Below are 7,089 nucleotides of genomic sequence, written 5' to 3'. Positions count from 1 at the left end.
TGAAGCCCCTGCAGACCTCGGGCGACACCGCGATCCTCGAGGGCACCACGGTCCACGTGTCCGCTGACGCCGCCGCACTGCTGAACAAGACCTACGGCACCACCGCCGTCAAGGAAGGCCTCCTCGTCGGCGTCGCCAAGATCACCGTCAACACCAAGTAACACCTCCCCTCAACACGTGTGACCCCTGCCTCGGCAGGGGTCACACGTGTTTGTCGGGCACTGGGCGGGAGTCGCGAATGCGGTCCAGCGACCCATGGTTCCGCGCAGTCGCGGGATCACTGTCAAGGATTAGCGATGTCGCCGGCTCTTGAGCGCTGCGCGGTCCGTTCGGCTGGCGTGGCCCGAACCTCAGGCGCACTTCGCCGCCTGATGGAATCTGAGAGAGTCTTTCGTCCTCTGCTTGTGCGTCTCGGGCCATCCCAATGAAGGCTGCTCTCGCAGCCGCATTCGTTCCTTTTTTGCCCCGCGCAGCCTCTCGGGCTGAAGCGCGCCCTCTCGACGGTGGTGGTACTCAACCTCGACCGCGTCGCCGAGTTCGTCAGCCAGTCGCTTCGCCAACCCCAGACCCTGTTCGTCGAAGGCGGAAGGATCGGTTCCTGGGCGCCATTCGAAGAGGTCGGTGAGGCTGGCGTAATCGGGAAACACCCGTACTACCGTACTGAGGGACTCCGCTGCATCGCTCACAACGAGACGCTAACCGGGTGGCGTCATTCAGGGACCCTCAGCGGCACGAGTGTTGTCTCGCGATCGGCATCTCGGCGTCGTATCCCCGAGGCAGGGTCGAAGCGCCAGAAAGGCTGGCAGAATCATCACATCATGGGTGTGAATGCGAGTTGGAAGCTGAGTGCTGGGATGCGTGCAGCCAGGGTCGGTCATACCTTCGTCGCAGTTTTGGTCGTTGGCTGCACGGTGGGTTTGTCCGGGTGCACAAATGATGCCCTCGCCCAGCAGTATCGAGAAGGAAGTGGAAAGAATTACGTCGCTGGCGACGGCAGTATTACCGAGATCGCGCCGGGGAACCGCACCGGGAGCATCACTTTCACCGCGCCCCAGCTGGACGGAACGAACTACGTATCCGCGCCCGCAGGAGAGGCGGGGGTGACGGTCGTGAATTTTTGGTATGTGAGCTGTGCTCCGTGCAGAGCCGAGGCGGCAGACCTCGAAAGCGTGTACGAACAGACTTCGAGCCCCACTGTCCATTTCGTGGGCGTGAACATCCGTGATGAAGCCGAAACGGCTCAAGCGTTCTTGACCACCTACCAGGTCACCTACCCGACGGTCCTTGACACCAACGGGGCTGTTCAGATCGCGTTCGCCGGTCAGGCGGCAAAGCTCTACACCCCGAGCACCGCGATTCTCGACGGTGACAACAGGATCAGCGCGATCATCTCCGGCCACGCAGACCCGGGCATCCTCAAGTCCCTCATCGACTCGGCCAACAGCAAATAGCAGCTCCGGGGGAGGAGCTCATTTGCACGGCGCGACGCCCGGGTCGATCGGTGTGGCGGCGATCGCTGTTTCGAGGTCTGCCAAGAATGTCTGACCACCATTTTCGGTGTTGTTGATCACAAGCTGTGTCACCGGTTTGCGGCCGTGCGTGGTCGCTGTTGTGTAGGCCGGGTTCGAGTCGTCGATGATCCATTCCACCGTCCCGACCGGCAGGCACGGCAGGGAGGTTGGGGGCTGAACGGGGAGGCCGCAGCTCAGAAGAACGGATGCAGGCGAACCCCAGGCAGCGGTCGCCTGCGCGTTTGTCTCGCGCAGGTCCAGGTCCTCAAGCTTGTCCGGCAGGCGCACCATGATTTCCGCGCACGCGGGGTCTGTCGCGTTGGGTGCGGCGTCCATCGCAACCGTTGGTGCGCACCCCGTCACCAGCAGAACGCACGCTGCGCCACCAAGGAATGCGAAGGCCCTGCCGAAAAGTCGACGCCGTCGACGAACTTCAGAGCTCATGAACGCTGCTTGTCGTTGTGGGATTCAATGTCTGTGCCAGTCCGATCAGAGAGGTTCCGGCGACGGTACACCAGCAAACACTCAAGACCGCGAAGACCTGTTTGATCACGTCGGCTGCGTGAAGTTCCTCCGCTGTCCCGATGTACGTGGCCCCACTGTCCATCAGGGCCAGAAGACCGTAAAGGAGAAGTGCAGGGATCAGGCCGGCCAGCGCGCCGGCCCACCATGTTCGTCGACGGATCACACCGATCACACCTGCAACTGCGAGCATGTAGAACAGCAGCGCGGGTAGAACTATGAACGCAGCGAAGGCCAAAACGCCGGCCATGCTGCCAATCGCGTCGGAAATGGTGCTGCCGGGGTTGAGGAGCGGAAACTGAAGCACTCCGATGACGAACAGCCCGACCGCGGTCATGACCGTCACGGCGAAAGAGTAGACAAACACGCGCACCACCCCACCATCGCACAACCGGACTGAATCCGCTCCGGGGAGGGACCTCTACCGGGACGCCTCCGATCCCGCGCGACGGGAGGACATTGTGGGCGAGCTTTGTGCAAGTCGGAAGTAGCCGGCTGGAAGCTGGAGCTTCGGATCGCAAGACTGACGTTGTCCAGTGCTGGCTAGGTCAGTGGCCGGCTTGTGTTGTCGATCGGGGGTGAAAGAGTGCGGACGTGTGCCGCGACGACGCCGAGGGGGAGGAGGGCGTAGATCGGTGCCAGCGCGAACGAGATGGTTGGCGTGGTTAGGTGTGGCGGGCGAGGAATGTGGCTGTCTTCAGGGTGAGCCGTGGTTCGGCTTCGCGAAGGAGTCGAACAGTCGTCGTGATGTTACGGGGGTCGGGGTTTCCCGCTCGGCTGAGGGTTTCGCGGGCCCAGGTGACCGCAGCCGTCGGCGGTTGTCCGCCAGCGGGCAGGGTCCCACCGAAGAGGGCGTGCAGCCGCGCTCGGGGGTCCTCTTTGTCTCCGAATATTTTTGCTGCCCAGGTGCTTTGCATCGTCGCTCCTCCTGCTGCTGACTTTACCGACTGTGGATGTCCGGCACATCCGCCTCGCGGCGGAGGCGCGGCTGTCAGTGGTCGTATAAGTCGAGGAGGATGTGGGATGCCGCAGGCCCTCCGTCGGCTGCGCGCATGCTGCTCGACGGCTTCCCGGTTCTCGGGCTTCACCTTGCGAAACGTCACATCGATCATCCGACGAGCCTACGGGCCGACGCTTATCGGGACGGGATTGAGGTCGCCGGGGGTGGACCTCTCATGAGCGGTGAGGGAAGACAGCTGCTTTCCGTGGTTGCCTGTTAGGCTCCTGGAATGATCAGACTGTCGCTCACCTTGGGATTTGTCGGGATTGCACTTCTCATCTGTGCCGTTGTCCTGATCATCATGTCGCCAGGCTCGTTCGTGCCATATCTGAATGCGTTTGTGGCCATATGTGTCGGCGTGGGTGGGTTTCTTAATTACAGTGCCCGAAAGAAGGCCAAGTCCAACCAGCACTAGCAAATGAACTAGTGCAGCTCCGTTCCTCAGCTGGCAGCTGTCGAATCGAGGTTCGGTCCAGCTACGGAACCATTGACGGGATACGTCACCGGATGGCGAGGGTCCGAATCAGTCCACCGCGCCGGCGACCCGCTCGGTAGCTCGAGCTCAGGTCGTCCGGTCGGAACGTGCGGCGCGAAACACGCAGTAGACGACCGCTAGAGAGCCGATACCTGCGAGTACCCAGGAGCCAATTGGTCCAGCTATTGGCCCACTGGTGCATTCGCCAGCGCCCGAGGCATAGTCGACGCAGCTGCCCGCCTGGAGACCAAAAGAAAGAAGAAGTGTGACGATGGCTATCGCCACTGCAGCTACAACCCACGCCCACCTCGTAGCTCAAGGATGAGCCTGTTTGTCGTCCAAGGGAAGGGCGAACACGGGCGAACCTGACAAACCACCTCTTGAGGCAAAGCCTGAGAGCGATACACGCGACGGTTGACGGACCCTGAGCGGGATGACGGAGAGCACGGCTGCTGCGCGGTTCACAGCGGTGTGCCGTTTGCGTCCAGATCTTCGGGTTCTGCAAATTTCGACGTCCCACGTCAGGCTGGGGAAGTGTCCCGGATCGGAGCGATGATTGGAGAACGAGATCTAGAAGGAGCGGGTGCTTAGTTCCTTGATTCTTTCGATGTAGCCGTCAACTACTCTTGCGCCCTCGAAGTTGTAGACGCCGGGTCCTGTTTTGTTCACCGCGGCAGGCAGTACGACTCTGACTTGGTCGGTTTCGATGTCGAACACGATCCTCGAAAGGGGTCTCAGTCCAGCCATGATCTGCACCCGGGAGATGTGGGTGATGTCACTCTAGGGTATTGAGACATGGTCGGCTCGTTTCCCGTATCCCCACCCAAGGTGTACCCCCTCGCGGTCTACGTGGACAAGGTAGAAGACAAGTAGCAAGGGCGGGCTAGAGCCCAGTTCGCGGAGAGCCTGTCTGAGCCCGGGCCTTACGTCAGAGGTGAAGGCGAGAGCATCCGGTCGCTCCGAGATCGCCCGCGCACGACGGCCATTAGCGCGATGACCGATCATGGCGAATGTGGCTATGACGACGGTGAACACGACTCCGCTGATCGCGACCGTGGTCGCGAATACGAAGGCTCCTTGAGATTCGTCGAGGCTCCCAACGGCATCGGGGTTAAAAAGCAAACCTATTCTGAGCACGATGAAGATCCCGAATACTGCTACGAACGCGCCGCCAACGATCTGCATGGTGCGGGACTTTGACCTGGCCGTCGGAACCATCGGGAGATACTCCTTCTGCTCGCCACCTCACATGTGGTGCAAACGAGAGGGCATCGAATATCCAGTGTGCATGATCTACGACAGTGTCAACGCAATCAGTGAGGACCGATTCGATGGAACCGGTCTTACACAATGCAGTCGATAGCGCCCAGTACGCCGCAGGGCGGGCGTCCAACGGGATGACTTCGACTCGAGCGGTTGCCGTTTCGACTACTTAGCGAAGTCCCGGATGATGCTCGTGGGGATGCGCTCGAGAATGGCGTGTCGCAGGGTCTCGAAGTTCACCGCATCGGATTCGTCGATGGTGGTAGACCGTCCTCGATGGTCGATCAGTGTGAGCGCGTTGTCCTGGGTGATTCCGACGAGGCGGATGTCAGCGAATGCGATCTCGATGGGCCTGCGCGACGAGGTTTCGACCAGATGGGTCGGCGTGATCGAGAGAGCGGATTTGCCGTCTCGGGATGGCCAGGTCGGCAAGTGGGACACGTCCGCAGTGCCACCGCCGGCAGACCTCTGCTGCCATGGCCAGTACTGATCTCGCGCGATGATCGAACGGTCGGGCAGGTCGCTGCGTTTCACCTCGGCCTCGTCGTAAGCGACGATCAACGTGCTGAGGTGGTTGCGGAGCGCCTGCCGCAGCGATTCGCTCGTAGCTCGTTGCGCGTCCCGCAGTCTTTGGATGCCCGAAACGCTGGTGCGGTCAAGAAGGTGATCGATCGCTGCCGCGTGAAGGAACGATGCGTGGGTCGTCGTATCCGCTTCTTCCAGGTCGGCTGATTTCTGCACCGCAAGGACGGTGGCAGGGGAGAACCCTTTGCGGCTGATCCGTCGAAGCGCGGCGATGCTCATCCGGACGGTCCTGGCCGTGTTGCGGGGAAGGGGGTCCAGTACGAACGCAATTTCACAGCTGCGCTCGTCGACGCGGGTGGTGATGACTCTGACTGAGTAGATCAGGTTCAGGTCGTAGCGCAGCGTCGCGATGAGTTCGTGCCAGAGCGCTTCGGCCAGGAATTCCGCGACTCCTTCTTCGACGACGAGCGAGAGCGCGACACCCTCTTTCGCCGATTCAACGAGCACGGGTGTGTCGATGCTCGCGAGGTCCGCCGTCGCACGGTCTGGGGAGCCGGGGGGCAGGATGACGTTCAGTGTTTCCGGGGATGGCGAGGTGAAGGTCAATATTGCGTTATCGGAGACGAACCATTGGGCGCTCCAGTCGATCACCTCTTGGCGGGTAAGGCTGGCTGTTCCGGGGACTCCGAAGTTGGCGCTGCCGATCCCGGGGATGCCATACCGGTAGGTCAGGAGGCCACTTGTTGGAGAGGCGTACTGAGTTGGGCTTTCAGCCTCGACAGACAGCTTCTCCGCCACGAGGACAGCATCGCTTATCGAAGAGATGCGGCAAACCGCTTCCGCGACGTCGTTGAGGAACCCGGCTACGTCATCCGGGTCACCCCACGCGGTGAACACCACAGACTCCGAGGTCGTCACGGCGTCGTGCGCGACAATCACCGGCTGCACCAGGTTCAGGACGACGTGTTCAAGCAGATGGGTGATACCCAACAATGTCGTGGGTTCGTCCTTGAAGCCCACTCCGAAACTCAGCGTCCCCGAACACGAGCCGGGAAGCCTCGCGCACCAGAGCACGGTGCCATTGTGAAGTGTTCGGGTAAAGCCATCCATTTCGCAATGATCGCAGAACCGGGCTATCTGATCCGGACCCGAACGAGGATCGAAACCCAAGTGCTGCTAACGGCCCTGTTTCGGGAAGCCAGCCTTAGGTACGGTGAGAGCGTGAAATCGAACAGCGCGTACGGAGTAGACCTCATTCTGTTGTTTCCCGACTACGCCGACACGACGATCTGGTTCATGGGCCCGATCAGCTACGCGCAAGCGAAAATATCTGCCGAGCTCGCCGTTGCGCTTCAGGAATGGGAACACTCCTACTACGCGGGGCTTGATGCCGACTTCAATTGGAAGAGTGTCGAGCAGAGAAAGAAGTTCCAAGAACGGGGAATGGAATTGGCTCGGAGCCTGAGCGCCGAGGTTGGCAAAGATTTCACCGTCGAATATCGGGTGTTCGAAGAGCAACCGCACCATCACCACCTCACTTCTGCCCACACGGCGACAAATCCTTCCGCAGCGGCCGCATTTCATGCACTGGCCGACTGCTTACATTCGCGTAAGCACCCGCCTCTGCCGCTGTGATGGTCTGAGGTTGACCCCGAATTCCGGACACTGACCAGGCGGGTTTCGCGTGTTTGCGGGCCTGTCGGGGAGGATGTCCGTGATGGGCACAAGCAAGAGGAAGACTTATACGCCGGAGTATCGCCGTGAGGCGGCGCGGCTGGTGATCGACACGGGCC

7 protein-coding genes are annotated in these 7,089 nt (G+C 61.0%); 3 read left to right on the top strand and 4 right to left on the bottom strand.

The window, feature by feature from the left end; genetic code table 11:
- Positions 1-350: 350 nt before the first annotated feature.
- The gene (locus B7R21_RS16305) at positions 351-686 is read right to left on the bottom strand and encodes a hypothetical protein (protein ID WP_116284321.1); all 336 of its coding nucleotides are present in this window, start codon (positions 684-686) and stop codon (positions 351-353) included.
- 132 nt (positions 687-818) lie between these two features.
- Here B7R21_RS16305 and B7R21_RS16300 point away from each other — a divergent pair, with 132 nt between their 5' ends.
- Positions 819-1,451, top strand: coding sequence for a TlpA disulfide reductase family protein (locus B7R21_RS16300; protein WP_116284320.1), 633 nt, complete (start codon positions 819-821; stop codon positions 1,449-1,451).
- Positions 1,452-1,469: 18 nt separating this feature from the next.
- Here B7R21_RS16300 and B7R21_RS16295 read toward each other — a convergent pair whose 3' ends face one another.
- A complete protein-coding gene (locus B7R21_RS16295) occupies positions 1,470-1,955 on the bottom strand; it encodes a DUF3515 domain-containing protein (protein ID WP_116284319.1) in 486 nt (161 codons plus the stop codon).
- Positions 1,945-2,406, bottom strand: a complete 462-nt coding sequence (locus tag B7R21_RS16290) for a hypothetical protein (RefSeq protein WP_172592229.1) — start codon at positions 2,404-2,406, stop codon at positions 1,945-1,947. The genes B7R21_RS16295 and B7R21_RS16290 overlap by 11 nt, the downstream gene beginning before the upstream one ends.
- A gap of 2,095 nt (positions 2,407-4,501) precedes the next feature.
- Between B7R21_RS16290 and B7R21_RS19780 the strand changes: the two genes are divergently transcribed.
- A complete protein-coding gene (locus B7R21_RS19780) occupies positions 4,502-4,708 on the top strand; it encodes a hypothetical protein (RefSeq protein WP_147305929.1) in 207 nt (68 codons plus the stop codon).
- Between the two features lie 228 nt (positions 4,709-4,936).
- Here the strand turns inward: B7R21_RS19780 and B7R21_RS16270 are convergent, their stop codons facing one another.
- On the bottom strand, positions 4,937-6,406 hold the full coding sequence (locus B7R21_RS16270; protein ID WP_147305928.1) for an insulinase family protein: 1,470 nt from the start codon (positions 6,404-6,406) through the stop codon (positions 4,937-4,939).
- A 111-nt stretch (positions 6,407-6,517) separates the two neighbouring features.
- Between B7R21_RS16270 and B7R21_RS16265 the strand changes: the two genes are divergently transcribed.
- The gene (locus tag B7R21_RS16265; RefSeq protein WP_147305927.1) at positions 6,518-6,931 is read left to right on the top strand and encodes a hypothetical protein; all 414 of its coding nucleotides are present in this window, start codon (positions 6,518-6,520) and stop codon (positions 6,929-6,931) included.
- The last annotated feature ends 158 nt before the right edge of the window (positions 6,932-7,089 follow it).

Source organism: Subtercola boreus, from assembly GCF_003399625.1.
GTDB classification, from domain to species: domain Bacteria; phylum Actinomycetota; class Actinomycetes; order Actinomycetales; family Microbacteriaceae; genus Subtercola; species Subtercola boreus_C.
This window is presented reverse-complemented; position numbering and strand designations above follow the sequence as displayed.

Excerpts from the sequence above, each read along its gene's own strand:
- B7R21_RS16300 (WP_116284320.1), top strand. The coding sequence starts at position 819 with ATGGGTGTGAATGCGAGTTGGAAGCTGAGTGCTGGGATGCGTGCAGCC.
- B7R21_RS16295 (WP_116284319.1), bottom strand. The coding sequence starts at position 1,955 with ATGAGCTCTGAAGTTCGTCGACGGCGTCGACTTTTCGGCAGGGCCTTC.
- B7R21_RS19780 (WP_147305929.1), top strand. The coding sequence starts at position 4,502 with ATGACCGATCATGGCGAATGTGGCTATGACGACGGTGAACACGACTCC.
- B7R21_RS16270 (WP_147305928.1), bottom strand. The coding sequence starts at position 6,406 with ATGGATGGCTTTACCCGAACACTTCACAATGGCACCGTGCTCTGGTGC.